Annotated in this window: 23 protein-coding genes; 16 read left to right on the top strand and 7 right to left on the bottom strand. The window is 52.2% G+C overall.

Annotated features, from left to right (window positions below; all coding sequences use genetic code 11):
* Positions 1-6 precede the first annotated feature (6 nt).
* The 14 genes from LBW88_RS15790 to LBW88_RS15725 all read left to right on the top strand — a co-directional run bounded on the left by LBW88_RS15790 (position 7) and on the right by LBW88_RS15725 (position 16,486).
* Positions 7-1,059: a GlxA family transcriptional regulator gene (locus LBW88_RS15790; RefSeq protein ID WP_224933150.1), complete on the top strand. Its 1,053-nt coding sequence runs from the start codon at positions 7-9 to the stop codon at positions 1,057-1,059.
* A 296-nt stretch (positions 1,060-1,355) separates the two neighbouring features.
* A complete protein-coding gene (gene glyA, locus LBW88_RS15785) occupies positions 1,356-2,657 on the top strand; it encodes a serine hydroxymethyltransferase (protein ID WP_160867564.1) in 1,302 nt (433 codons plus the stop codon).
* A 41-nt stretch (positions 2,658-2,698) separates the two neighbouring features.
* Positions 2,699-3,949: a sarcosine oxidase subunit beta family protein gene (locus LBW88_RS15780; RefSeq protein ID WP_224933151.1), complete on the top strand. Its 1,251-nt coding sequence runs from the start codon at positions 2,699-2,701 to the stop codon at positions 3,947-3,949.
* A 23-nt stretch (positions 3,950-3,972) separates the two neighbouring features.
* A complete protein-coding gene (locus LBW88_RS15775; protein WP_224933152.1) occupies positions 3,973-4,341 on the top strand; it encodes a sarcosine oxidase subunit delta in 369 nt (122 codons plus the stop codon).
* Complete coding sequence (locus tag LBW88_RS15770; RefSeq protein ID WP_224933153.1) at positions 4,338-7,376, top strand: sarcosine oxidase subunit alpha family protein; 3,039 nt, start codon at positions 4,338-4,340, stop codon at positions 7,374-7,376. The genes LBW88_RS15775 and LBW88_RS15770 overlap by 4 nt, the downstream gene beginning before the upstream one ends.
* Complete coding sequence (locus tag LBW88_RS15765) at positions 7,369-8,007, top strand: sarcosine oxidase subunit gamma (RefSeq protein ID WP_224933154.1); 639 nt, start codon at positions 7,369-7,371, stop codon at positions 8,005-8,007. The genes LBW88_RS15770 and LBW88_RS15765 overlap by 8 nt, the downstream gene beginning before the upstream one ends.
* Before the next feature lie 81 nt (positions 8,008-8,088).
* A complete protein-coding gene (gene purU / locus LBW88_RS15760) occupies positions 8,089-8,955 on the top strand; it encodes a formyltetrahydrofolate deformylase (protein WP_224933155.1) in 867 nt (288 codons plus the stop codon).
* 12 nt (positions 8,956-8,967) lie between these two features.
* A complete protein-coding gene (locus LBW88_RS15755; RefSeq protein WP_224933156.1) occupies positions 8,968-10,002 on the top strand; it encodes a GlxA family transcriptional regulator in 1,035 nt (344 codons plus the stop codon).
* A gap of 417 nt (positions 10,003-10,419) precedes the next feature.
* On the top strand, positions 10,420-10,581 hold the full coding sequence (locus tag LBW88_RS15750) for a hypothetical protein (protein ID WP_224933157.1): 162 nt from the start codon (positions 10,420-10,422) through the stop codon (positions 10,579-10,581).
* A gap of 188 nt (positions 10,582-10,769) precedes the next feature.
* Positions 10,770-11,816, top strand: a complete 1,047-nt coding sequence (locus tag LBW88_RS15745; RefSeq protein WP_224933158.1) for an NAD(P)H-dependent flavin oxidoreductase — start codon at positions 10,770-10,772, stop codon at positions 11,814-11,816.
* Between the two features lie 388 nt (positions 11,817-12,204).
* A complete protein-coding gene (locus LBW88_RS15740; protein WP_224933159.1) occupies positions 12,205-13,722 on the top strand; it encodes a BglG family transcription antiterminator in 1,518 nt (505 codons plus the stop codon).
* On the top strand, positions 13,709-14,185 hold the full coding sequence (locus LBW88_RS15735) for a PTS sugar transporter subunit IIA (RefSeq protein ID WP_224933160.1): 477 nt from the start codon (positions 13,709-13,711) through the stop codon (positions 14,183-14,185). The genes LBW88_RS15740 and LBW88_RS15735 overlap by 14 nt, the downstream gene beginning before the upstream one ends.
* Before the next feature lie 23 nt (positions 14,186-14,208).
* On the top strand, positions 14,209-15,663 hold the full coding sequence (locus LBW88_RS15730; protein WP_224933161.1) for a PTS fructose transporter subunit IIC: 1,455 nt from the start codon (positions 14,209-14,211) through the stop codon (positions 15,661-15,663).
* Positions 15,626-16,486 carry a ketose-bisphosphate aldolase gene (locus tag LBW88_RS15725; protein ID WP_058961368.1) on the top strand — a complete coding sequence of 287 codons (861 nt, stop codon included), beginning with the start codon at positions 15,626-15,628 and terminating at the stop codon, positions 16,484-16,486. Before LBW88_RS15730 ends, LBW88_RS15725 begins: the two co-directional genes overlap by 38 nt.
* 194 nt (positions 16,487-16,680) lie before the next feature.
* On the opposite strand, the gene LBW88_RS15720 is transcribed toward LBW88_RS15725, so the two are convergent.
* The 7 genes from LBW88_RS15720 to LBW88_RS15690 form a co-directional block, all read right to left on the bottom strand.
* Positions 16,681-17,364 (bottom strand): dienelactone hydrolase family protein, encoded by a 684-nt coding sequence (locus tag LBW88_RS15720; protein ID WP_224933162.1) that lies wholly within the window; start codon positions 17,362-17,364, stop codon positions 16,681-16,683.
* Positions 17,365-17,528: 164 nt separating this feature from the next.
* A complete protein-coding gene (locus LBW88_RS15715) occupies positions 17,529-18,743 on the bottom strand; it encodes a multidrug effflux MFS transporter (protein WP_224933163.1) in 1,215 nt (404 codons plus the stop codon).
* Positions 18,744-18,952: 209 nt separating this feature from the next.
* Complete coding sequence (locus tag LBW88_RS15710; protein WP_224933164.1) at positions 18,953-19,642, bottom strand: type 1 glutamine amidotransferase domain-containing protein; 690 nt, start codon at positions 19,640-19,642, stop codon at positions 18,953-18,955.
* A complete protein-coding gene (locus LBW88_RS15705) occupies positions 19,639-19,932 on the bottom strand; it encodes a hypothetical protein (RefSeq protein ID WP_224933165.1) in 294 nt (97 codons plus the stop codon). The genes LBW88_RS15710 and LBW88_RS15705 overlap by 4 nt, the downstream gene beginning before the upstream one ends.
* Positions 19,933-20,062: 130 nt before the next feature.
* Positions 20,063-21,709, bottom strand: a complete 1,647-nt coding sequence (mqo, locus tag LBW88_RS15700) for a malate dehydrogenase (quinone) (protein ID WP_224933166.1) — start codon at positions 21,707-21,709, stop codon at positions 20,063-20,065.
* A gap of 306 nt (positions 21,710-22,015) precedes the next feature.
* On the bottom strand, positions 22,016-23,404 hold the full coding sequence (locus LBW88_RS15695; RefSeq protein WP_224933167.1) for an APC family permease: 1,389 nt from the start codon (positions 23,402-23,404) through the stop codon (positions 22,016-22,018).
* 149 nt (positions 23,405-23,553) lie between these two features.
* Positions 23,554-24,384 (bottom strand): helix-turn-helix domain-containing protein, encoded by an 831-nt coding sequence (locus LBW88_RS15690; protein WP_224933168.1) that lies wholly within the window; start codon positions 24,382-24,384, stop codon positions 23,554-23,556.
* A 230-nt stretch (positions 24,385-24,614) separates the two neighbouring features.
* Here LBW88_RS15690 and LBW88_RS15685 point away from each other — a divergent pair, with 230 nt between their 5' ends.
* Together LBW88_RS15685 and LBW88_RS15680 are read left to right on the top strand one after the other, a co-directional pair.
* Entirely contained in the window at positions 24,615-25,754 is a 1,140-nt protein-coding gene (locus LBW88_RS15685) for a tyramine oxidase subunit B (protein ID WP_224933169.1), read from the top strand.
* A gap of 25 nt (positions 25,755-25,779) precedes the next feature.
* On the top strand, positions 25,780-26,202 hold the full coding sequence (locus LBW88_RS15680) for a RidA family protein (RefSeq protein WP_224933170.1): 423 nt from the start codon (positions 25,780-25,782) through the stop codon (positions 26,200-26,202).
* Positions 26,203-26,206: the final 4 nt, after the last annotated feature.

Here is a 26,206-nt window from a genome sequence, read left to right as displayed (position 1 = left end):
CTTGCCATGAATTCCCGTAACAAACCCAATGAACAGGCGACGCCGTTGTCGGTCGGTTTCGTCCTGCTGAACCGCTTTACGCTGCTGCCGTTCGCCGCATTTGTTGACTGCCTGCGCCTCGCCGCCGACGAAGGCGATCGTAGCCGTCAGTTGCGCTGTAGCTGGACGTTTATGTCCAGCTCAGGCAGCGAAGCCACCTCAAGCTGTGGTGCAGTGATTTCACCCTGTGAAGCCCTGAAGAATCCGGAACATTTTGACTACATCGTGGTGATTGGCGGGGTGCAGGATGAGAAGGACAAAACCGACCATCGCGCGCTGGATTATATTCGCCTTGCCGCGCAGTTTGGCACGCCATTGGTCGGCTTATGCACCGGCGTCTTTGCATTGATTCAGGCTGGCGTCATGAAGGGAAAACAGTGTTGCGTGAGCTGGTATCACCATGGTGATTTACAGCGGCGTTTTCCCGATATCACGCCGGTGGCGGATCGCATCTTTGTCGATGAAGGCAAACTGATCACCTGTGCGGGTGGGGTGGCGGCGGCAGATGTTGCCGCGCACCTGATTGAACGCCATCTGGGCCGCGCATGGGCGATAAAAAGTCTGCATATCATGCTGATTGATGAAGCGCGCACCACGCATCATCCGCAGCCGCAGCCGGTGATCTTCGAAAAAATAAAAGATCGCATGGTGCGCAGTGCCGTTGATGTGATCTCCCAACATATGGGCGAGGTGATTTCGGTTGAGCAACTCGCTCAGCGCCTCAATACCTCACGCCGGAATATTGAGCGTAAATTCAAAGATGAGCTGGGTGTCAGTCCGCAACGCTTCGCACGTGATTTACGATTGCGTTACGGTTTATGGCTGCTGCTGTACAGCGCGAAGACAGTGACAGAAATTGGCGAGCGCTGTGGTTTCTCCGATACCGCGCATTTTTCCCGTCATTTCCGCGATGCTTTTGGTTATCCTCCCAGCCTGGCACGCAAGCAGGCGGCATTGCGCGATCAGCAGCATGTCGATCCATTCTTTATTCATATTGATAGCGCGATTGAAGGGCGTTGATTTTAACGCCCTCGCTTTGTCCTCCTGTAAACATCTAATGATTACCCATTGATTTTAATAAATATTTCATCCCGCACTGCTCAATCATCCCTACTCAGACATCACATTTTCTTATTTAATCGTGATGTACCTCAAACAATACAAATCACCTTCAAAAATTAACTCATTGATAAATAAAGGTTGTCGCGATTTTGTCATATTAAATGTCGCAAACGTTCAAGCTTGCACCCAGCGATATTCAGTAGTGTGAAAACGTACTGAATTTGGCCACCAATCCTGATGATGAGGGTGTAGCAATGAATGCAAACGATTTGAACAGTGCCGATCCACAGCTGTTTGCCGCCGTAGTGGGTGAGCTGGTCCGACAGGAAACACATATCGAATTAATCGCCTCAGAAAATTATGCCAGCTCCCAGGTGATGTCCCTGCAGGGCAGCCAGCTGACAAACAAATATGCTGAAGGCTATCCGGGAAAACGCTATTACGGTGGCTGCGAACATGTCGACACCATCGAACGTTTAGCCATTGAGCGTGCCTGCCTGCTGTTTGGTGCAGATTACGCCAACGTGCAGCCTCATTCAGGTGCTCAGGCGAACGCCGCCGTGTTTATGGCGTTGATCAAACCCGGTGACACCATTCTGGGCATGAGCCTGGCGCACGGCGGTCACTTAACCCATGGCGCCGCGCCGAATGTCTCGGGTAAGCACTACAACGCCGTGCAATACGGTTTGAATGCCGAAACCGGTGAGATTGATTATCAGGAAGTTGAACGCCTGGCAAAGGAGCACCAGCCGAAACTGATTGTGGCCGGTTTCTCTGCTTATTCACGCATTGTTGACTGGAAACGCTTCCGCGAAATCGCCGATAGCGTCGGTGCCTGGCTGATGGTGGATATGGCGCATGTGGCGGGTCTGGTGGCCGCGCGCTGTTATCCCAATCCGTTACCGCATGCACATGTGGTAACCACTACCACCCACAAAACCCTGCGCGGCCCGCGCGGTGGCCTGATTCTTTCGGCGAACGGTGATGAAGCACTGTACAAAAAACTCAACTCTGCGGTGTTCCCCGGCCAGCAGGGCGGCCCATTGATGCACGTGATTGCCGCCAAAGCGATGGCCTTCCGTGAGGCGATGGAGCAGGACTTCATTCACTACCAGGCCAAGGTTATCGATAACGCCAAAACCATGGCGAAAGTGTTCATCAAACGCGGTTACGACGTGGTGTCTGGCGGCACCGATAACCATCTGTTCCTGGTCTCGCTGATCGGTCAGGAAATTACGGGTAAAGAAGCCGATGCCGCACTGGGTCGCGCGCATATCACCGTAAATAAAAACTCTGTGCCTAACGATCCGCAAAGCCCGTTTGTCACCTCCGGTTTACGCATCGGCACGCCTGCGGTGACCACGCGAGGCTTTGGCGAGAAAGAGTGCGAAACCCTGGCGGGCTGGATTTGCGACATCCTCGATGTGCTGGCGCTGAAACAGAACAGCGACAACATCGAAGCCTGGGTGCGTTTCAACGTTTCAGAGCTGTGTGCCAGACATCCGGTGTATGGCGAGCATTCACCACAGGCTATCGCCAAAAAAGCCATTGCCTGACCATTTTTCCCGGCTCAGGCCGGGAGTTTTAGGAGACGAGTATGCAACGTTTTTCTGGTTTCGGGCTGATTAGCCACGGACTGAGTTATCACGAAAACTGGCAGCGCATGTGGCGCAATCCCACGCCGAAGAAGTCCTACGACGTCATCATCATCGGCGGGGGTGGACATGGCCTGGGTACGGCTTATTACCTGGCAAAAGAGTTTGGTATCCGTAACGTCGCTGTGATCGAAAAAGGCTGGCTGGGCGGCGGTAACACCGCGCGTAATACCACCATCGTGCGCTCAAATTATCTGTGGGATGAAGCCGCCGCACTGTTCGAACACTCGGTGAAACTGTGGGAAGGGCTGACGCAGGAGCTGAACTACAACGTGATGTTTTCGCAGCGTGGCGTACTGAACCTCGGGCACACCCTGCAGGACATGCGTGATATCCAGCGCCGCGTCAACGCCAACCGCCTGAATGGCATTGACGGAGAAGTGCTGGATGCACGCGGCGTGTTGGATCTTGAACCGCTGCTGGATTGCTCTGCCCGCGCACGTTTCCCAATCATGGGCGCTTCATGGCAACCGCGCGGCGGTGTGGCGCGCCATGATGCGGTAGCGTGGGGCTTTGCTCGCGGCGCAGACGCGCATGGTGTGGATATCCTGCAACAAACAGAAGTGACCGGCCTGATGATCCGCGATGGCCAGATTTACGGCGTGCACACCAATCGCGGTGATATCGAAGCGAAGACTGTGGGCTGCGTGGTGGCGGGTAACTCGGGCGTGCTGGCTAATATGGCCGGTATCAAACTGCCGCTGGAGTCACATCCTTTGCAGGCGCTGGTCTCCGAGCCACTCAAGCCGGTGGTGAATACAGTTGTGATGTCGAACCACGTACACGGCTACATCAGCCAGTCCGACAAAGGCGATCTGGTGATTGGTGCGGGCATTGATGGTTACACCGGTTACGGCCAGCGCGGCAGCTATCCGATTATCGAACACACCCTGCAGGCAATTGTTGAGATGTTCCCGGCCTTCTCGCGCGTACGCATGAACCGCCAGTGGGGCGGCATTGTGGATACCACGCCAGATGCCAGCCCGATCATCTCGAAAACCAAGGTGAACGGCCTCTATTTCAACTGCGGCTGGGGCACCGGCGGCTTCAAAGCGACACCGGGATCGGCACACGTGTTTGCCGCCAGTCTGGCTAAACGTGAGATGCATCCTCTGGCGGCGCCGTTCTCTATTGACCGTTTCCACACCGGCGCTCTGGTGGATGAGCACGGCGCTGCGGCCGTTGCGCACTGATTATTGTTCGGGAGAAAGACAACATGTTTCATATTTATTGTCCGTGGTGCCAGGAGCATCGCGAAGAAGAAGAGTTTCATGCTAAAGGCCCGGCACATCTGGCGCGCCCGAAAGATCCGGAAGCCTGCAGTGACGAAGAGTGGGGCGATTATTTGTTCTTCCGTGATAATCCACGCGGCGTGCATCACGAACTCTGGGTGCACGCGGTAGGCTGCCGTAAATTCTTCAATATCACGCGCAATACGGTGACCTACGAGATTCTGGAAACCTACAAAATTGGTGAGCTGCCAGGCAAAAGTGTGCAGGCGGACGTGGTGACCTTACCGGTGCGCCAGGAAGCACGAGAAGCGGCCAATGAGAATGTGAAAGTGCAGGCCGGAGGCGCATCATGAGCCAGGTTAATCGCCTCAAACAGGGCGGTCGTATCGATCGCAGCCGCAAAATCAACTTCACCTTCAATGGTAAAACGCTGGAAGGTTTTGTCGGGGACACCCTGGCATCAGCCCTGATTGCCAATGGCATTGATGTGGTCAATCGCAGCTTCAAATACTCCCGACCACGCGGCATTGTTGCGGCTGGTGCGGAAGAGCCGAACGCCGTCGTACAGCTCGGTGGCGCAGAGCAGGAACAGATCCCCAACGTGCGTGCCACTCAGCAAGCACTCTATCAGGGTCTGGAAGCCGCCAGCACCAACGGCTGGCCCAACGTCGATCGCGATTTGATGGGCGTGGTAGGTAAAATCGGTGGGCGCTTTATGCCGCCAGGTTTTTACTACAAAACCTTCAAACAGCCGGCATCAATGTGGAAAACCTACGAAAAATACATTCGTAAAGGTGCCGGTCTGGGTCGTAGCCCAACCGTCGCCGATCCCGATATTTATGATCACTTCAATCAGCACTGCGATGTGCTGGTGATTGGCGCTGGCCCAGCCGGACTCGCTGCGGCGCTGGCCGCAGGGCGCAGTGGCGTGCGCGTGATTCTGGTGGATGAGCAGGAAGAGATGGGCGGCAGCCTGCTCGACAGCCGCGAAATCATTGATGAGAAAGGCGCTGCGCTGTGGGCACGCGATGTCCTGCAAACCTTGCAGGCGCTGGACAATGTGCAGCTGCTGGCAAAAACCACCGCCAACGGCTATCACGACCATAACTTTGTCACTCTACTTGAGCGTCGCACCGATCACTTGTCGATCACCGCGCCAGTCATCAAGGGGCACAAACAGGCGCGTCAACGTATGCACCGGGTGCGTGCCGGACGGGTAGTACTGGCCACCGGCGCGCATGAGCGTCCATTGGTGTACAGCGGCAACGATATTCCCGGTAACTATCTGGCGGGTGCGGTTTCCACTTATATCCATCGCTACGGCGTCGTGCCGGGCAACAAACTGGTGGTCTCCACCAGCAATGATGACGGCTACCGCGCCGCGCTGGACTGGCTGGAGAGCGGGCGTGAAGTGGTGGCAATTGCCGATGCGCGCCCGAGTCCGGACGGCGAGTTAGTCAAACAGGCGCGCCTCAAAGGTATCACCATCATGACCGGCAGTGCGGTGATTGAGGCGCAGGGCGCAACGCGCGTGCGCAGTGTCGATATCGCCCGCATCAACAGTGAAAGCTTTGTGTTGGTCGGTAGCGCCACGCGTCTAGTGTGCGACACCGTCGCCAGCTCTGGCGGCTACAGTCCGGTCATCCATCTTGCGTCACATACCGGCGGGCGTCCTCAGTGGCGCGACGATATTCTCGGTTTTGTGGCGCCGCAGGTCAAAGGGATGATGGTAGTGGGAGGCGCGCAGGGCATCTATAGCTTGCCTGACGTGCTCAGCAGCGGTTTCGAGGCGGGCAAACGTGCCGCTGAAGAGACCGGAGGCACACCTCAGCCGATGGCGCTACCGCAAACACGGGCGCGTCGCGATGGTCCGGCGCTGGCGCTGTATCAGGTGCCACACCTCAAAACCACCATGCGTGCACCGAAACAATTTGTCGATTTGCAGAACGACGTAACGGCCGCCTCCATTGAGCTGGCAACACGTGAAGGCTTTGAATCGATTGAGCATATCAAACGTTACACTGTCATGGGGTTCGGCACCGATCAGGGCAAACTGGGCAATATCAATGGACTGGCGATTGCGGCGCGCGTATTGAACCGCAGCATTCCTGAGGTCGGCACCACCATGTTCCGCCCTAACTACACGCCTGTAGCCTTTGGCGCGGTAACCGGACGCCACTGCAACGAACTGTTCCAGCCGGAACGCTATACCGCGCTGCATCAATGGCACGTGGAAAATGGCGCGATGTTCGAGGATGTCGGGCAGTGGAAGCGCCCATGGTACTTCCCGCAGCGCGTCAATGGCCAACTGGAAACAATGCATCAGGCGGTAGTGCGTGAATGTCGCGCAGTGCGAGAAAGCGTCGGCGTACTCGATGCCTCAACCCTCGGCAAAATCGACATTCAGGGGCCGGATGCGCGTGAATTCCTCGAACGCGTCTACACCAACAAGTGGGCCAAACTGCCGGTGGGCCGTGTGCGCTATGGCCTGATGTGCCGCGATGATGGCATGGTGTTTGATGACGGTACCACCAGCTGCCTCGGCCAGAATCACTTCCTGATGACCACCAGCACCGGCAATGCCGCTACCGTACTGGAGTGGCTGGAACTCTGGCATCAAACCGAATGGCCGGAACTGCAGGTTTACTTCAATTCGGTCACCGATCACTGGGCCACCATCACTGTTACCGGACCGAAAGCCCGCGAACTGCTGGCGGAATTCAGTGATATCGATTTGGCGCGTGACAGCTTTAAATTTATGGACTGGCGTGAAGGCAAGGTAGCGGATGTTCCGGCCCGCGTGTTCCGCATCTCGTTCACCGGCGAACTGGCGTATGAAATCAACGTGCAAGCCAACTATGCATTGCATGTCTGGCAGGTACTGTTCGCGCATGGCAAGAAATACAACCTCACCCCTTATGGGACGGAAACTATGCACGTGTTGCGTGCGGAGAAGGGGTTCATCATTGGCGGTCAGGACACCGACGGTTCGATGACACCGCACGATCTCGGCATGGAGTGGTGTGTGGGCAACGACAAACCGTTCTCGTGGATCGGCAAACGATCGCACACGCGATCCGATGTGCTGCGCGAGGATCGTAAACAGCTGGTGGGGCTGTTACCGAAAGATCCCAAAGTGGTACTGGAAGAGGGGGCGCAGGTGGTGTTCGATCCGCAGCACGCGATCCCCGTGCCGATGTATGGCCACGTCACCTCCAGTTACTACAGTCCGACGCTAGACAGCGGCTTTGCCATGGCCGTGGTGACACGCGGACATCACCGCATGGGCGAAACCGTCTGGCTTGCCAGTTCAGATGGTCAATTCACAGAAGCCAAAATTGTTAGCTCCGTCTTTATCGATCCCAAAGGAGAGCGCCAGAATGTCTGAGACCCTCACTGCCAACCTCTTTAATACACATCCCGCGACGCCGCTGGTGGGCGAATCTCCGCTGGTGTGGAGCTATATCAAAACAGGTGTTCCTACTGGAGCGGGCGCCTCTGATATCACACTGCGCGAGCGTGCTGACCTCGGTCATCTGACGCTGCGCGGATCGGCAATCGAGATGGATAAGGCGCTGCGCGCCGTGTTGCATCTCTCTTTGCCCGCTCAGCCCTTATCTCTGACGCAAGCTGGAGAATATAGCGCTCAATGGATGTCACCGGATGAGTGGCTGCTGATTGTGCCGCAGGGTGAAGAGTATGCGATTGAGCAGCAGTTACGTGCTGCGCTCGGCGATGCACATTACGCAATTGTGAACATTGGCGGCGGCCAAACCTTGCTGGAGCTGCGTGGTGATCAGGCGATCAATCTGCTGAAAAAATCGGTGGTGTATGACGTTCACCCGCAAAACTTCCCGGCAGGCAAAGGTGTGATGACCTGTTTTGCCACTGTTACGGTGATCCTGCGTCGCCCAACGGAAGATCGCTGGGAGCTGGTGGTGCGCCGCAGTTTTGCGGACTACAGCTATCGCTGGCTGCTGGATGCCGGCGCGGAATATGGCATTACCGTGCTGTCCTGATAGGACATCGTCGCCAATTTGACGCGGTGGCCTGAGGGTCACCGCCATTCGGCTCAGTTGCCAATGATGTGAGGGTCTTTTATGAGTCGTAGCAATGCCAACTGGATTTTGACCGCGCAATGCCCGAGTAAACTGGGCAGCGTGGACGTGGTAACGCGCTTTCTTAAAGAACAGCGTTGTTACATTAATGAGCAGCACAGTTTTGATGACAAATGTGCGCAGCGATTTTTCATTCGTACCGTGTTCGAACCGCAGACAGAAAGCTTTGATGCAGCGGCATTTCGTGATGAATTCAGCACGCGCGCGGCTGACTTTGACATGTCGTTCGAACTCACCGAACCCGGCTATAAAGTGCCGGTGGTGATTATGGTGTCGAAAACCGATCACTGTCTCAACGATCTGTTATATCGCCATCGCGCCGGTAAGCTGGCCATCGATATCAAAGCGGTGATCTCCAACCATCCGTTGCTGGAGCCCATCGTGGCCTGGCATGGTTTGCCTTACCACTATTTCCCGGTCTCGGCGGCGAATCGTGCGGAACAGGAGCAACAAATCTGGCAGGTGGTGCAGGACACCGGAGCGGAACTGGTGGTGCTGGCGCGTTACATGCAGGTGATGTCGGCGGAGATGTGTCAGAAGCTGTCGGGTCGTGCAATCAATATCCATCACTCCTTGTTACCCGGATTCAAAGGGGCCAAACCTTATCATCAGGCCTATGACAAGGGCGTGAAGCTGGTGGGGGCTACTGCGCACTTCATCAATGAAGATCTCGATGAAGGGCCGATCATCAGCCAAAAAGTCGAGGTCGTCAGTCATGCAGATTACGCCGACGATCTGGTGGACAAAGGGCGCGATATCGAGCGCTTAACGCTGGCTCATGCGGTCTCGTGTTATGCCGAGCGCAGAGTGTTCCTGTATGAAAATCGCACCGTGGTGTTCTCACGGTAAGGTGCGGTGGAGATGGACAATTATCCGAATCCGACCACTGACGAACAGGCATTGCCGCTGCGGCCTGACATTCGCATCGGCTTTGTGCTGATCAACAAATTCACGCTGCACTGTGTGTCTGAACTGATCGAACCCATCCGCTTTGCGGCGGATGTGTCTTTCCTCAGCCGCCAGATTTTCTGTCAGTGGGAGTGGATGAGCTGCGAGAATCAGCCGGTGACATCCAGCTGTGGCTTGCAGATTACCCCGACTGCGTCTTTTAACCTGCACGATCAGTGGGATTACGTGGTGTTTGCCGGTGGCCTGCTTGATGAGACGCGCGATTCGCCAGCGTGGCTGCTGGAGGCGATGCGATCGTTACAGGCGCGACGTATTCCCATCATTACCTTGTGCAGCGCGACTTTTATGGCCGCTCAGGCAGGTTTGCTGGAAGGTAAGAAGTGTGCGATTCACTTCACGACGCGCGATGAATTTCGCCAACGCTTCCCTTCGGTGACGCCGGTGATCGATCAAACCTACCTGAGTGACGGTGGGGTAATATCCTGCCCGGTCGGTACCGCTCGCGACCTGGCAATGGATATCATCCTGCAGCACTGTGGTGAGTTGCGGGCGAAGAAAGTGCAGAAGTACCTGCTGATGGAGGAGAGTAAAAAGCGGCAAGTCACCACAGCACGTTCCAGCATGGGCGGGGAGTTGAAAAACTACGATGACGAGTTGGTAAAGCGCACCGTTGCGTATATGCAGCAGCACCTGTCCTCTCCTGAACCGTTGCAAACCCTGACGCATGCCATGCAGATCAACCTTCGTCAGCTGAACCAGGCATTTTTACACAGCACCGGTGATACCGCGGCCGTACACTGGCGCAAAATGCGGCTGGAGCATGCGCGCAAATTAATGACCAGCAGTAATGTGAGTATTAATAGTGTCGCGAAATCATGCGGTTTTTCTGATGCTTCCCATCTTATTTCCTGGTTCCGTAAACAGTATGGTGAAACGCCCGCCGATTACCGTAAACGACGGCGTGATGTAGAACGATTAATACAGTGACGACCGCGCTGTTTATAGGTAAGGCCCACTCGCTAATAAAGCGTGGTGGGCTTTATTATTTGCATGACTCAACCTGATAATACTGATTAGAAAACGCCGGGTTGGATATAAGGAAAAGCATCAATTCTGTCCCATTTCACAAAAATAAGAAAAGGATATGAATGAATTGTTAATAATTTATAGCTATGATTTAATTGGTTTTTTGTCAGGGTGGCGTGATAAACATTATATTAAAGTGAGTTTTTATATTATTTCCACTTTGGCGACAGGTTGACCCACATCGAGTGCTGATGCAATTATTCCATTACGAATTCACGGATATAATGTGAGGCTGAAATGAAAGGGTCAACCTGTAATCTGATAGCACGCACGGCACTCCCACATAAAGCGTATGGAAGGCATCGCGCGCGAGGAAGTGTGAAAAAAATTGATGTGATATTCTGCGCGGTGAGTAATGGCATCATTGAGAATTCCTACATCAAACCGGGTAAAACTCTGTTGCGTCTCGGCAAAGCACTGTGGAACTTAATTGCCGCGCCCAATGCAAAAGATGAAGAAAAGCGTAAGTTCAATTACTAACTCTTCAGAGGGCGCAACTTGCCCTCTCTGTTTTACCTCCTGCAATTTCCCTTCTTTTTCTCGTCCGGCTTCCCATTCCACGTTGCATGCTGTGCTGTTGAGATTCCTGGTCCAAACTTTGAGTTGATTTCTGTGCCGCAGAAGGGGACTTTATGTTCGCCGAACTGCAAAATCAAAGGAATAGCAACATGACGAACGCTTTGTGTCAGGCGCTTCAGCTGCAATACCCGCTTATTCAGGCCCCGATGGCGGGCGTCTCCACCCCCGAAATGGCCGCCGCCGTCACCAATGCCGGTGCGCTCGGTTCAATCGGTGTGGGGGCATCCACATCCGAACAGGCAGCGGTGATGATCACGAAAACTCAGGCACTCACACGTGGCCCCATCAACGTTAATCTCTTCTGCCATGCACCGGCTGAACGCCACGTTGAGCGCGAGCAGGCGTGGATCAATCGCTTTGCGCCGTTGTTTGCCCGTTATGAAGCCGAGTTACCTGCTGCACTTACCGAGATTTATCAAACCTTCCTGAATAACGATGCGATGCTCAACGTGATTGAGCAGGCGTTGCCAGCAGCGGTGAGCTTTCATTTTGGTATCCCTTCCTCGGCAGCGATTCAACGACTCAAAGCGCGGGGGATCGTGTTGCTGGCCACCGCGACCAGTGTGGCAGAAGCGATGACCATCGCGCGCAGCGGCATCGATTTCATCGTGGCGCAGGGGATTGAAGCAGGCGGGCATCGAGGACATTTTGATCCTCAGGGTTTCGACCATCAAATGTCGACCTTCACGCTGGTGCAGGCGATTCGTCAGCAAACTGCGCATCCGGTGATTGCGGCGGGTGGCATCATGGATGGCGCGGGTATCGCAGCCATGTTGCAATTGGGCGCAACCGGTGTGCAGTTGGGCACTGCCTTTGTGTTATGCCCCGAATCGGCGGCAAACGCGGCTTATCGCGAGGCAATGAAGCAGGCCAGTGCAACCGGCACCGAACTTACCGCTGCGATCTCTGGCCGTCAGGCGCGCTGTTTACGTAATGATTTCTGCGATTTTAGTCGTGACTTCGCCGCCAGTGACGTGCCGGATTATCCGTTGACCTATTCGCTGGGCAAAGCGCTGGCTGCTGCCGCTGCAGCGAAACAGCACCACGGCTTTGGCGCGCAGTGGGCTGGGCAGGGTGCAGCATTGGCGCGTGAAATGCCTGCGGGTGATCTGGTCGGGGCATTAATGCGTTCATAGCCAGCTTATAGTTTCTCTATCTGACCGCGACAAGGCGGTCAGATTTGCGAAAATCCTCTGAACTGTATCGTTAACGATTTTAATGTCACCTGGTTCAGCGGGTTGTGAGGTGTAGCGCTTAAACGAGGCATTGCTAGTTTTAAGGTCACATTTTTAAAACTTAGATAAGCTTTCAAGCCACTAATTTTCTCAAATTGATAACCCTGTCATTATTAACACGTCATCAGAAAAGCCTGAATTCGCCGACATCTCTCTGTTGAGGGGAGCACCTACGGAAAGAAATTTAAGTGTTCAATGATATGTCCACAATCTGCCCATCATTTAGTATTTAAGCCGCGATTGAAACCTTTTATAACGCTATTTATGGAATAGCGCAGGGTCTTCAATAATGACAACACTGAACAAGAGACAAAGCGGAATTATCGATTATCTCGTGGCTGAAAATGATTGGATAGCCGCTAATCGTGTTGCGGAATCATTTGCGATCTCGGTGAGCACTTTACGCCGTGATATTGATGTGATCAATACGTCTCTTGGTGATCAGAATAGCCACATTAAAAGCAAGCCAGGCCTGGGGCTGCGTTATGATGGCGGTTCACCTTTTAATCGTGGTCAAGTCAGTGTTACAGGAGTAAAGGGTGAGATTTTTTCCACCAAGCGTTTAGTAGGCATTGCGACCGATTTATTAACGCAGTCGCCTCAGCCGATTTCCATCAGTGCGTTGGCCGAAAAATATTATGTGAGTCGCTCTTCCATTGTCGAAGACCTGAAGAAAGTAGAGCTTTGGGTGGCTGGTTTTGCTTTGACGATGGTGAAAGACCACTCCGGCACGCATCTCTGCGGTGACGATCTGAATATACGGATGGCGTTAAAAGAGATTATTACTAATAGTGTGTTCAGCCACTATCAAATGGTAGATAGCCGGATTGACCGTTTTTCTCGCAGAAAATTAGTGGATCAATTTGGGAAGATTAATGTCGAAAATTGTACCTCTTTAATTGGCTTTATCGAAAGTGAACTCTCAATAGCCATCAGTGAACCTTACTACACTAATTTATTCTCTCATCTGTTGGTCACTATTCAGCGCGTCTCTGGTTTAGCGGAGCAACCCACGATCACAAGCTTTCATCGACACAGTTGTAAAGAGTGGATGATCGCAGAGAAAGCCGTGGCATGGCTGGAACAAGAGTACAATTTGCGCCTGCCAGAAATCGAAGTCAGTTATATCTATCAATATATTATTTCATCCGGCCATCATGTATTGAGGGCTGATGCAGCAAGTGCTTTACCGCAACAGGGTGAAGCGGATGAATACGCTTGCAGATTTATCGCCGTCTGCTCGCAGGAACTCGGTCTCAACCTTAGCCTGGACACAAAACTACGCCGTGATTTGGCTCAGCATATTAAGCCGATGCTCAACCGTCTCGAGTATGGCATCGCTATTCATAATCCTCTATTAGAGGACATTAAATCTGAGTTTGGCCGCGCGTTTGAATCTGTCAGATATGCCACGGAAAAACTAAGCGTTAAGTATGACTATCCGACCACTTCTGACGATGAAGTCGCTTACCTCACGCTCTATATTCAGACTGCGTTAGAGAAATTCAGTGCCTGTAAGAAAATCATCATTGTTTGTTCCAGCGGCGTCGGCACATCTCAGCTATTGGCCAGCCGTATTAATCGTGCATTCCCTGAGTGGGAAATCGTCGACATTGTGCCTGGAAGCCAGTTGAGTGCCACATTAGGCATAAAAAACTGCGATCTCATTGTATCAACCATCAAATTAGAAGACGTTGAGTTGCCGATTGCCTATGTCTCAGCGCTGTTTTCGAAAAAAGATATTGCAAGAGTTTCTGAAAAGATAATTTCCGCAGAAAATATAAAGGAGAATGATGATGCTCGATAAAGTGGTAGTCTCAGATATTCTTAGCCGCTCCTGCGTTGTTACCGATTTAGTAGCAGGCAATAAGGTAGAGGTGATCGAGTATCTGTCACAATTGTTATTTGAAGAGAATATTATTAACGATAAACCCGCCTTTATTCGCGATGTCCTGGCACGTGAAGAACTTGGCCCAACCGGCTTTGATAATCAGGTTGCCATCCCCCACGGTAAGTCGTCAGCCGTGCGCGAAACGCGTATGGCGGTGGCACAGCTCCGGCACCCTGTAGATTGGGAAACAGAAGATGACGTTGCCGTCCGCCTGGTCATTCTGTTTGCCGTCAGAAACGCGGACAGCGGTATCGGGCATATTAAAGTATTAGCCAGTGTGTCAGTCGCACTCGGTGATGATGAAATTGTTGAGCAACTTATGCAGGCGGAGAGTAATGAAGCGTTGTACCGCTTGATTGTCAACAATACCGGATTATAAACTTTCCTATCGGGAGTTTTATCATGAGACTCATTGCGATTACCGCCTGTCCAACAGGCGTAGCACACACCTATATCGCCGAAGCGAATCTTAAAAAGAGCGCGGCTAAAATGGGTATAGATATTTTAGTGGAAACCCATGGGGCAGTGGAGAGTGAATACCATTTCACTGACGATGATATTAATAATGCCGACGCAGTATTGATCGCGGCGGATAAAATTATTGATACCGGAAGGTTTAAAGGAAAACGTATATTCAAAGTTCCGGTTGCACGTGCGGCAAAGGATGCCACTGGCTTGTTGAATAATATTCTGAACGGTGCACTAAAACCCGAATTAGCCGGTGAGACCTCCTCAGTCAGGATTGATGATGCACCCAATTTCTCTGGTGGAAAGTCATTAGCCTCTCAACTTTATATCCATTTGATCACCGGCGTGAATCTGATGATCCCGTTTGTGGTGGCTGGCGGGATTTTAATTGCACTCAGTTTCTCATTCGGTATCACGGCCGCTACCCCGGGTGATGCCAATTTCAGCCCCATTGCCAAAATGTTATCCGATGTCGGAGGCGGCGCGGCTTTCGCGCTGATGCTGCCGATATTGTCCCTCGGGATCAGCAAATCCATCAGCGGTAACCTCGGTATTGTTTCTGGCGCGGTAGGCGGCATGTTAGCGGTGCATACCGGCGCTGGTTTTTTAGGTGCCTTGTTTGCAGGGTTTCTCGCCGGGTATATCACGCTATTTGTCGTAAAATATATTCAACTGCCTAAAGCCTTAGCCGGGCTCAAACCCATTCTGATCGTTCCATTATTGACGGTGCTACTGACCGGTGCATTGATGATTCTGGTCATTGGTCAGCCTATCAAATTGTTGCTAGAGGCATTGACCACCTTCTTGCAAACCATGGGGAATATGAATGCTGCGGTAATGGGCTTAATGATTGGCATTATGGTGGCATTTGATATGGGTGGCCCATTAAATAAAACCGTCTGTATGTTTGCCATCGGATTAATGTCGACAGGAATCTATGAACCGATTGCGGCCTGTATGGCTGCGGGCATGGTACCTCCGATCGGTATTGCACTGGCGACCACGTTATTCAAACGTAAATTTACGGCGCAAGAGCGTGAAACCGGAAAAGTCACCTATGTATTAGGGCTCTCATTTATCACCGAAGGCGCTATTCCCTACGCAGTTTCTGACCCACTGCGCGTTATTCCCGCCATCTGTGCAGGTTCTGGTTTAGCCGGTGCACTTTCAATGGGGCTTGGCTGTGCTTCTCGCGCACCACACGGCGGGGTGTTCGTACTGTTTATTCCTAATGTAATTACACATGTACTCGCTTATATCTTCGCGATTGCTGCTGGGGCTTTGTTCACTGCAGTAATCCTACGTGTCATTAAAAAAGACGTTAATCAGACCCTGACTGAAGGAGTGAAAGATGTTAATCAACATGAAGAATCTTTTGAGCGTGGCTAAAAATAATAAGTTTGGCGTGGGGGCCTTTAATATCGCTTCAGCAGAATTCGCGCGCCTGGTGATTGAAGTAGCAGAGGAGTTACGTTCACCAGTAATTCTTGAAGTGCATCCGGTTGAGCATGATTTTTGCGGTGATGCCTTTATTGTTTATTTACGCGAACTAGCCGCTAAAGCCAGCGTGCCGGTGGTTATTCATCAGGATCATGGTCAGTCACTGGAACACAATATCAAAGCCATTCAGACCGGTTATACCTCGGTGATGATTGATGCCTCTTTGCTCGCGTTTGAAGACAACATCGCCCTGACGCGAAAAATGACGGAAATAGCGCATGCAGCAGGGGTTTCAGTCGAAGCGGAGTTGGGCACCATCGGCGTTGCTGAAGGCAGTTCGGAAGGGGGGCACAGTGAGATCCTTTATACCGATCCTGACCAGGCAGCGCGGTTCGTTAAAGAAACCGGCGTCGATACACTGGCAGTGGCGATTGGAACCTCACATGGCCTTTATCCTGTTGGCAAACAGCCGAAACTGGATATCCCACGACTCAAAGAGATCGCTGCACGCGTGGATATTCCGCTGGTATTACATGGCGGGTCAGGCAATAAAGACAGTGAAGTGGCAGAAGCTATTCAGCACGGTGTAGGGAAAATCAATATCTCCAGCGACATGAAGAAAGCGTTCTTTGTTGCGCTCGAAGATGAGATTAAACGTGGCAGTCATGAACCGAGTGAATTGTTCCTTAAACCGATGGCAGCAGCGAGAGAAGTTGTCGCTCACAAGATGCGTTTATTCTCTTCGGCGGGTAAAGCAGAACTCTATGCCTGAGCCAGGTTAGTCAGTGAAGGATGATGCATCACCCTTCACTCTATTCACTATGGCCGTAGCGAAAGGTACGGCCCCCTCAAATTATCGATGGCAGATGCCTGCCTGCAGGACGTAATAGACGGGTTAGGATTTACTTAACCAACACCTCGGTTAATGCTGTTTTACGGGAGGCCATTTGGCCTCCCGCCGCGTCATTAAAACACTTCATCCAGCAATTGATACAGGCGTTTGAAAGCACGCTGAGTGACTTCCGGGTGATACTGTGACACACCAGCGTTGCCGGCTTTCGGATCGGTGAATGAGTGCACCGCACCCGCAAAGCTCACCAACTGCCAGTCAACGCCCTTGCTGTTCATCTCATTCGCGAAGGCGGCTAACTGCTCGCGCGGCACCAGGGGATCGGCTGCGCCGTCCAGCACCAGCAGTGAAGCCTGAATCGTATGACTGTCATAAGCGCCTTGGGTATCCAGCGTACCATGGAAAGAGGCGGCCGCTTTGATATCCGCGCCGCTGCGTGCCAGTTCAAGCGCGCAATGGCCGCCGAAGCAGAAACCGATAGCCGCAACGTTATCCGCGTTGACGGGGGCGGTGGTTTGAGTGCGCAATGCGCTGAGGGCTGCTTGCATGCGCGCCACTTCGGCTGGTGTGTCTTTCACTGCCATCATCATCGCGCCTGCTTCTTCGCCGTTGGTTGGGCGTTGACCCTGACCGTACAGGTCAGCCACCAGCACCACATAGCCGTGGGCGGCAATGGCTTTGGCTTGTTCAGCTGCATCAGCGGTGGCACCCATCCAGTTGGGAGCAATAAGAATCCCCGGTTGAGCATGGTTATTATCAGCCTGATAAACTAAATAACCTTCAAATGTATCGTTATCCACGGTGTAAGAAAGGAATGAAGACTGAATATTGCTAATTAATTAAGCTCGCTTGTTTTTATTAGCAGATGAAGCCACGACGTTACCGACTATTTTAAATTTAGCAATTGCATGCTGAACTCACCGCACCAAATGTTTAATGCCATATTTAATGTTTCACCGTAGCATTAAATTTCTGCCATTTTGGGCTGAGATTTCCCACCGCCAAGAGTGCTAAGAAAACTGAGCAGGGTGAATACTGTCATAATACTCACCATGATCCATGGCGTGCCGTTGTTAAGTCCGGCCAGCAGCAGTGAGGAAACAATTCCGCTGCCGTATTGCAATGAACCGATAAGCGCAGAGGCGGAACCCGTGGCATTCGGCACGGCATCGAGCGCAGCCGCGGTGGCAGAAGCCGCAATAATTCCGTTCATTGAGAAGAAAATGAAGATACAGATGACCAATCCCGCCAACGCAGCCGGATGCGTTTTCAGTACAAAACACATCACTAATGTCATCAGCGCGGCGATAAAAGAGGCGGATTTCAGCAGCGTCTCAAGCCGTACCTTTTGCACTAAACGTTTATTGACGGTGCTGACTGTCACCAGTCCAAGGATATTAATGGCGAACAGCCAACCATAATGTTGCGGATCGATACCGAAATAGCTGATATACACCGCAGGCGATCCGACAATAAAGGCGTAAGCGGCAACGTAGTAAAAAGTGACGCATAAGGTAAAACGCATAAATTTTGTATTTTGCAGCAACGCGCGATAATTATGCATTATTTGCAGTGGTGAAGCCTTTACCCTTTTTTCTGCCGGCAGCGTTTCAGGAAGCCAGAGCAGTGAAACGAACATCAATGCGCCGACTACCGCCAGAAACCAGAAAATCACCGGCCATTGGGAGTAACGAATGATTTGCCCGCCCATTAATGGCCCCGCGATAGGCGCAATCGCCATGACAATGATCAGCGTCGACAGCATCTGCGCAGCACGCGTGCGGGTGAAAAGGTCGCGGATCATCGCACGCGCCAGCATCGGGCCGGTGCAGGCGCCAGCGGCCTGAATGACGCGCCAGAAGACAATCTGAGTCATGTCGCTGGAGAGTGCGCATCCCGCAGAACCGACAGCAAAGATAATCATGCCTATATACAGCGGTGCTTTTCGGCCGAGTTGATCGCTAATCGGGCCCCAGATTAACTGTGCGATGGCAAAGCCAATCAGGAATCCGGTGACCGTCAGTTCCGAATCGCCGTGTAACGCGGCTGACATCGCGGGCATGGCAGGAAGATAAATGTCGGTTGAGAGCGAGGTGAATGCCATCAGCGCGCTAAGAATAATAATAAAGGTGATGCCGGTTTTCATATCCGGAGGATGCGTTGTAGTTTTGATATCCATAGTGTCTTTTTATGAGGAAAGGAAAGGACCTGTGCGGTGCCAGGGCTTGAATACAGTGATTGAAAAGGGGTTGCGGAGTAGCTTAACAAAGGCGGAAGGGATTGATTAGGCGCGCCATTCTACTAGCACCTATGAGAAAATTTCATTAATGGGGTGGTTAACAAGATGAAAGCACATCACCGCCAGAGCAGTGATGCGCTTCAACGCGATTAAGGCTGTTGTGCTGCCAGTTGCAGCAGCAGTGCTTTGGCAACATCTTCTGAGCTGGCCGGATTTTGCCCGGTGATCAAATTACCGTCTTCTACGACAAACGGCGCCCAGTCAGTGCCTTTTTGATAATGCGCACCCAGTTTGATGAACTCATCCTCAATCAGGAAAGGCACCACGTCGGTGAGTTCAACGGCCGCTTCTTCGCTATTGGTGAAACCAGTGACCTGCTTACCCTGAATTAACGGAGCGCCGCTCGCAGCTTTCACATGACGCAACGCGCCCGGTGCGTGGCAGACAAAACCAATCGGCTTACCGGCACGATCGAGAGATTCAATCAACTGGATGGAGTCTGCTGACTCCGCCAGATCCCACAGTGGACCGTGGCCGCCAGGGTAAAAGACGGTATCGAAATCTTGCTGATCGATGCCTGCCAGCTTCACGGTATTGGCCAGCGCCTGTTGTGCCGCCGCATCAGATTTGAAGCGCGCGGTCATTGCAGTCTGGAATTCAGGTAAATCACTCTTTGGATCCAGCGGCGGTTGTCCACCAGCCGGAGAAGCCAACACCACTTCGGCACCCGCATCTTTAAACACGAAGTAGGGTGCGGCAAACTCTTCCAGCCAGAATCCGGTTTTTTTGCCGGTGTTACCCAACTCATCATGTGATGTCAGAACCATCAAAATTTTCATTGTCTGTCCTCGATTCTTGCTTCACAGCGCTCTGCGCTAACCTTACTGAATTGTCTTCTTTCACGCAGGTAGAAGCCTTGTATCTCCAATGCTTCTACCTTGGTCAAAATGCCTTTTTTCTTAAGATTAACCAGAAGTTGTTCGATCATATCAAGTTCAACTATGTCTTCGGTCACGCAAGTGATGGCTACAGCCATACGACTAATACCATCTTGTTGAGTAGTCACCCGGTGAACCTCGGCCAGTTCGCATACCTTATTAGCAACACTTAATGATGCAGATTTAGCCATGTCTTTGCCTCATTTTATGAAAATTAATTTTAGCACGCTAAAGATTGCTGTCTGCCCTGCGTCATTGCCTTATTAAAAGCAAAAAAAAAGCCGGACATTGTCCGGCTTTCTTCATTAACGCGAGGGGGAATTACAGCGCCATATCCTGCTTGGCGGATTCTGCGCGAGGCTTAGCCTGCGTAGGAGCAACTGACTGGTCACCCATGTTGATCACCGGTGGTTTGGTCAACTGCAGCGTAGCTGCGGTGTTGTCCCAGACCTGCTGAGTCAGCGCAGTGTTGCCGTTCAGTTTCTGACCGAAGCTTGGGATGATGCCGCGGATCTTCTCTTGCCATTCAGGAGAAGCGAACTGCTCCGGGAACAACTTCTTCATCACGTCGAGGGTGATTGGCGCAGCAGTAGAAGCACCTGGTGATGCACCCAACAGAGCAGCAATGGTTTTCTGCTGATCGGTCACGATTTCAGTACCGAGTTTCAGCACGCCGCCTTTATCCGCATCTTTCTTGATGATCTGAACGCGTTGACCCGCCTGGATCAGTTTCCAGTCTTCTTTACGTGCGTTCGGGTAATACTCTTTCAGCGCGGCAAAACGATCGTCGTCGTTCAGCATCACCTGACCAATCAGGTATTTCACCAGGTCAAAGTTATCAATACCGACGTGAGTCATTGGCATGATGTTGCTGGTGGTGGTGGCGCTTAACAGATCGAACAGAGAGCCGTTTTTCAGGTACTTGGTGGAGAAGGTCGCGAACGGTCCAAACAGCACCACGCGCTTACCGTCCAGATTACGGGCATCGATGTGTGGAACAGACATCGGTGGCGCACCGACTGAAGCCTGGCCGTACACTTTTTCCAGGTGACGGCTGGTCACTTCTGGATTCTCAGTCATCAGGAACGAACCACCCACCGGGAAGCCGCCGTAGTTATCCGCTTCAGGAATACCGGTTTTCTGCAGCAGTTTGATTGCCGCGCCGCCTGCACCGATAAACACATATTTCGCGTCAACCGAACGGTTCTCACCGCTCTTCACATCTTTGATGGTGACATGCCATGAGTTATCGCTGTTGCGCTTGAAATCAGTGACTTCTGAAGACGTTTCTAATTTGAAGTTCTGGTCTTTCTTCAGGCTACCAATCAACTGACGGGTAATTTCACCGTAGTTAACGTCAGTACCTACTGGCGTCCAGGTGGCTGCCACTTTTTGATTGGCATCGCGACCTTCCATCACCAGCGGAGCCCACTGCTCAATCTGCTTGTGATCGGTTGAGAATTTCATACCCTGGAACAGGGTGGTTTTCTGCAGTGCATCGTAACGCTTAGTCAGATACTCAACGTTTTTATCGCCCCAGACAAAGCTCATGTGCGGCGTAGAGTTGATGAATGAACGCGGGTCATGCATCACACCACGCTGAACCTGTGAGGTCCAGAACTGACGGGAAATCATGAAGGATTCGTTGATTTCCAGCGCCTTGCTCACGTCGATTGAACCGTCTGCACGCTCTGGCGTGTAGTTCAGTTCCATATTCGCAGAGTGACCGGTACCGGCGTTGTTCCAGCCGTTAGAGGATTCCAGCGCCACGCCATCCAGACGCTCAACCATCAGCTGTTTCCAGCCTGGTTGCAGTTCCTGTAGCCAGGTTCCCAGTGAGGCGCTCATGACGCCGCCGCCAATCAACAACACATCGGTTTTTTCTGGTGCGTTTTCAGCGTGGACCACTGAAGAAACAAGCAGCGCTGCCAGCGAAAGGGCAGACACGATTTTTTTAGAGTGAGTCATTCTGATCCTGATCTTTGTACTTTGCAGGTGAACGTTAAATTTTCGGTTTGCAAATTAAAAGATTGTTACGAAAAGATTAACTTGTTTTTAGTTAATAAAGTATTGGTGTTAATTACTTAACTTACATAAAACCAATGTGGTGGGAATTTAAGCAATAAATGCGAATGGTAGGGAGATATATCCGTGGGTACTGCGCGGTTATTCTTTATAGCGAGCCTCGCGACTTAGGTCAAATAAAACACCTTAGCGATGGGTGTTTTATTTACATCATCAATAGGTGCGCATTTCTGCGCACCACAGCAATGACTAAGCGCGCACCTTAAAATTGCGTTTAAGCGACATGCCGTATCCCATCAATGCGCAGCCAGCAATGAACCAGGGAATCATCTTAACCACGCTGGAATCGCTGCCGCTTAAGGATTGCAGATTGTTGACCACCAAAATAATTGTCACGCTCATGCACACCATTGACAGCAACGGTGCCCAGAATACGGTGAATTGATTTTCGTTATTGTCCATCCGACGGAAGAACAGCACCACGGCAGCGGAGACGCCCAGTTGTAAAATCAAAATACACAGTGTGGCGACGGCAGAACCAATGGCGAAGATGTGCACCATCGGGTCCAGACCCGCGCTGCCCATACCTGCCAGCAGCATCAGCATGATCACGCTGTGAACGTGGCTGGCGTTGTGCGGCGTGCCGTTAGTGGGATGGGTTTTACACAACTCTTTCCAGATCAAACCATCGCGGCTAATGCTGAACAAATAACGTGAAATATTGTTATGAAACGCCAGCGCCGCCGCAAATAAACTGGTGATGAGCAATACCGACATGGTTTCGACGGCCCACTGTCCGACATATTGCCGTGTAATGTTAAACACGAAGTTACCGGGATCTTTGCTGGCAATCGCAACAATCTGATCAAAACCGTATGCCTGCACCAGTGACCAACTGGTGAAACAGAAAAATGCCGTGATCAGCAACAGGGCGCATACCGTGGCACGCGGCACAGTTTTGTGTGGGTCACGGCACTCCTCCGCATAAATGGCGGTGGATTCAAAACCGATGAACGCCGCGATGGTGAAAATAAAAGCGATGCCGAGGTTGCCCTGCATAAACACCGACGGCTCAAACGATTGGAAGCTGTATGGGCCGACTTTTTTGATCAGCAGCATGACGTCGGTGAGTAATACGATGGCCACTTCCGCCAGCATTAATATACCGAGTAATTTGCCACCGACCTCGACACGTTTGATGCTCAATACCCAACACACCAGCACAAATAGCATGCTCAATGCCCACCAGGGAATATGGGCAGAAAAGTGTTCTTCAATAAATAGCTGCGTGAAGAATCCCAACATCGCCACGATGGCAATCTGAATGGAAATATACGCCATCAATGCTAAAACTGACGCGGATGCGCCCCAGTTTTCGCCCATGCCTTTAGAGATATAGGTATAAAAGGCTCCCGCATTATTCACATGGCGGCTCATGGCAATAAAGCCCACGGCGAATAACATCAAAATAATGCATGAGAGAATATAAAACACCGGAATGCCACCGCCGTTGCCAGAAATAATCGCCACCGGCAAGCCGCCCACCACGCCTGTCAGCGGCGAGGCTGCCGCGACGACAAAAAAGACCAGAGAAAACAAACCCAACGTATTTTTGCGTAAGCCTGAATCCGTATTCATCGCCAAAGCCCTCAACCGCTTAGAGAAAGTTCTCAGGCAATCTTTGCCGCCTGAGGCAGGTAACATAGCGGCATCATTTCTCAGCTGAGTATCTGACGGATAGAAAAAATCGGACAGCGTCACAGTGCAACGCTGCACTCTTTTAGTGCTCAGTGGAAACGCAAACGATGGAAATAGGCATCATGTGAAATACGTCGCTGATAATCACAGGGCGTGGTGCTAACAAACTTTTTAAACTCGCGCAGAAAGTGCGACTGATCGCTAAATCCAAGATCAAAAGCAAGGTCGCTAAACGACATTTCCAGCTGCAGATGAATGCTGCCCAGCGCCGACTGGCAGCGCAAAATACGACTGAAAGCCTTGGGAGACATCCCTGTGTCCTGACGAAACTGGCGTTGAATGGTGCGGCAGGTGTAGCCGGTCAGCGCTTCCAGTTGATCAATGCGAATGTTGCCTTTCTGCTGGCGCATGGTGTGGATAATCAATGAGGTTACGGCGGAAGCTTTGCGCACCAGGCGCGGCGTGAAACAAGCGTTGAACAAGGCAATCTGCTGCGAAAAATCGCGCGTCTGCACGATCTGTTCAAAGGCTAGTCGCGCATCCGGCACCACATCAAGGAAATTGAACTCGCGATCGGGAATCTCTTCTGCCATCACATCGAGGAAATCAGGAATGATGCCTGGCGCGAAACGCACACCAAAATAGTGATGATTATGCTGCATATCGGCACCGCGCGCTTCCAGCGTGGTGCCACATACGCGTGCAGCAGGGCGCTGCGCATCACAATCAAACACGATATCCACGCAGCCGTCGGGGATCGCCAGCGTCATGCTGGCACTCTGCGCCACATCAAAACTGTAGAAATGGGAAATAGCCGGATTGTCTGAAGCAATCAGAGAGTAATGCTGCGCGGCATTTAGCACAAACCAGGGCTGCTCGGGCTGAAATCCATTGTGGCGATATAAAGGCAATTGTGTCATGGCGGGCTCCGCTGCGGGCTATTTACCTTTTGAATGATGCAAGTGCTGTGCCACGCCGAGGATTCCTCATGTCGCAAATATTCAATACAGCAGGACAACCAACAGGCTATTTCTATTTCACGCAGCGAAGACCATCGACACCTAAGACGGTTTAGCCAGTGAAATCGCTATTTATGGCAGTGCTCGCTACAGCGGGAAATAGACCAAAAGACTGATTGAAGAGGCGACTAATGAGTGATTCAACCCGGATTGATTTTATTTACCTGTCGGAGCAAGACATGATTCGTGCGGGCGTGACCGATATGGCCGCCTGTGTCGATACCATGGAAGAGATGTTTGGCCTGTTGTATCACGGCGACTATCGCATGGCCGGATCCAATAATGACTCACACGGCGCGATGGTGACCTTCCCGGAAAATTCCCCGTTCCCGTCGATGCCAAAACCCACTGCCGATCGCCGCATGATGGCGATGCCTGCCTACCTTGGCGGCAATTTCGGTACCGCTGGGGTTAAGTGGTATGGCTCCAACATCGCCAATCGCGAGAAAGGGCTGCCACGCTCGATTCTTATGTTCACCCTCAATGATGCGGACACCGGCGCACCGCTGGCGCATATGTCAGCCAATCTGCTGTCGGCTTATCGCACAGGTGCGGTACCGGGCGTCGGCGCACGTCATCTGGCACGTAAGGATTCCCGCGTGATCGGTCTGCTCGGACCGGGCGTGATGGGAAAAACCGCCGTGGCGGCATTTATCGCTGTGTGCCCGCACATCGACACTATCAAAGTCAAAGGACGCGGTCAGCGCAGCCTCGATAACTTCCTCACCTGGGTGCAGGAGACCTACCCGCAAATTAAGCAGGTGGAGATTGTCGATACGCTGGAAGCGGTGGTACGCGACAGTGACATTGTCACTTATTGCAGCTCGGGTGAAGTCGGTGATCCCACCACTTATCCGCTGGTGAAACGTGAATGGGTGAAGCCGGGCGCCTTCCTCGCCATGCCCGCGCTGTGCAATATCGATGAAGGCATGGAACAACCCGATGTGCGCAAGGTGCTGGATAACACCGGTCTGTATCACGCCTGGTTTGAGGAAGTGCCCAAGCCTGCGCATCGCTGCGTGCCGATCATTGGTGTGCGTTTTATGGATATGGTCGCTGAAGGGCAGCTGCAGGCGGAGCAACTGGAGGATATCGGCAAGATCGTCGCCGGCGAGGCACCAGGCCGCCAAAACGATAGCGAAATCATCATCATGTCTGTCGGTGGTATGCCGGTGGAAGATGTGGCCTGGGGCACGGTGCTGTATCGCAACGCGCTGGAAAAAGGCATCGGCGTAAAACTTAACCTGTGGGAATCACCGGTTTTAAGCTAATTCATTTATTAATTGAGAAAACATCATGACCAACATCATCAAAGTAAAAACCGGTTCGAAATTTGAAGAGCAGGCGAGTTATTCGCGCATCGTGGCCGTGGATAACTGGATTTATGTCTCCAACACCGCCGGTCGTAACCCACAGACCAAAGAGATTCCCGAAGACCTGCGTGAGCAGACTCTGCAGGTGTTTGCCAATATCGAAGCCGCGCTGGCGGCCATTGATGCCTCGTTACAGGATGTGGTGTGCTCGCGCGTGTTTATTCAGGATCCGGCGGATGTGCCTGCAGTGATGGCGATCATTGGTGAGAAGTTCCGCGGAGTTAATCCCGCCTCGACAGTCACTTGCCCGCCGCTGGGATCGACCGTTTATAAAGTTGAACTGGAAGTCACGGCCTATCGCGGTGCCGGTAACGCTCAGGTTCAGGAAATTACCGTAGCCCTTTAGGGGC

Source organism: Pantoea sp. alder81 (assembly GCF_020179835.1).
Lineage (GTDB): Bacteria > Pseudomonadota > Gammaproteobacteria > Enterobacterales > Enterobacteriaceae > Pantoea.
This window is presented reverse-complemented; position numbering and strand designations above follow the sequence as displayed.

What these genes read in the sequence shown, in the direction of transcription:
- LBW88_RS15780 (WP_224933151.1), top strand. Translation starts at nt 2,699, where the DNA reads ATGCAACGTTTTTCTGGTTTCGGGCTGATTAGCCACGGACTGAGTTAT.
- LBW88_RS15685 (WP_224933169.1), top strand. Translation starts at nt 24,615, where the DNA reads ATGAGTGATTCAACCCGGATTGATTTTATTTACCTGTCGGAGCAAGAC.
- LBW88_RS15735 (WP_224933160.1), top strand. Translation starts at nt 13,709, where the DNA reads ATGATGCTCGATAAAGTGGTAGTCTCAGATATTCTTAGCCGCTCCTGC.
- mqo (WP_224933166.1), bottom strand. Translation starts at nt 21,709, where the DNA reads ATGACTCACTCTAAAAAAATCGTGTCTGCCCTTTCGCTGGCAGCGCTG.
- LBW88_RS15695 (WP_224933167.1), bottom strand. Translation starts at nt 23,404, where the DNA reads ATGAATACGGATTCAGGCTTACGCAAAAATACGTTGGGTTTGTTTTCT.
- LBW88_RS15740 (WP_224933159.1), top strand. Translation starts at nt 12,205, where the DNA reads ATGACAACACTGAACAAGAGACAAAGCGGAATTATCGATTATCTCGTG.
- purU (WP_224933155.1), top strand. Translation starts at nt 8,089, where the DNA reads ATGAGTCGTAGCAATGCCAACTGGATTTTGACCGCGCAATGCCCGAGT.
- LBW88_RS15710 (WP_224933164.1), bottom strand. Translation starts at nt 19,642, where the DNA reads ATGAAAATTTTGATGGTTCTGACATCACATGATGAGTTGGGTAACACC.
- LBW88_RS15725 (WP_058961368.1), top strand. Translation starts at nt 15,626, where the DNA reads ATGTTAATCAACATGAAGAATCTTTTGAGCGTGGCTAAAAATAATAAG.
- LBW88_RS15730 (WP_224933161.1), top strand. Translation starts at nt 14,209, where the DNA reads ATGAGACTCATTGCGATTACCGCCTGTCCAACAGGCGTAGCACACACC.
- LBW88_RS15770 (WP_224933153.1), top strand. Translation starts at nt 4,338, where the DNA reads ATGAGCCAGGTTAATCGCCTCAAACAGGGCGGTCGTATCGATCGCAGC.
- LBW88_RS15705 (WP_224933165.1), bottom strand. Translation starts at nt 19,932, where the DNA reads ATGGCTAAATCTGCATCATTAAGTGTTGCTAATAAGGTATGCGAACTG.
- LBW88_RS15765 (WP_224933154.1), top strand. Translation starts at nt 7,369, where the DNA reads ATGTCTGAGACCCTCACTGCCAACCTCTTTAATACACATCCCGCGACG.
- LBW88_RS15745 (WP_224933158.1), top strand. Translation starts at nt 10,770, where the DNA reads ATGACGAACGCTTTGTGTCAGGCGCTTCAGCTGCAATACCCGCTTATT.
- glyA (WP_160867564.1), top strand. Translation starts at nt 1,356, where the DNA reads ATGAATGCAAACGATTTGAACAGTGCCGATCCACAGCTGTTTGCCGCC.
- LBW88_RS15755 (WP_224933156.1), top strand. Translation starts at nt 8,968, where the DNA reads ATGGACAATTATCCGAATCCGACCACTGACGAACAGGCATTGCCGCTG.
- LBW88_RS15690 (WP_224933168.1), bottom strand. Translation starts at nt 24,384, where the DNA reads ATGACACAATTGCCTTTATATCGCCACAATGGATTTCAGCCCGAGCAG.
- LBW88_RS15680 (WP_224933170.1), top strand. Translation starts at nt 25,780, where the DNA reads ATGACCAACATCATCAAAGTAAAAACCGGTTCGAAATTTGAAGAGCAG.
- LBW88_RS15790 (WP_224933150.1), top strand. Translation starts at nt 7, where the DNA reads ATGAATTCCCGTAACAAACCCAATGAACAGGCGACGCCGTTGTCGGTC.
- LBW88_RS15715 (WP_224933163.1), bottom strand. Translation starts at nt 18,743, where the DNA reads ATGGATATCAAAACTACAACGCATCCTCCGGATATGAAAACCGGCATC.
- LBW88_RS15775 (WP_224933152.1), top strand. Translation starts at nt 3,973, where the DNA reads ATGTTTCATATTTATTGTCCGTGGTGCCAGGAGCATCGCGAAGAAGAA.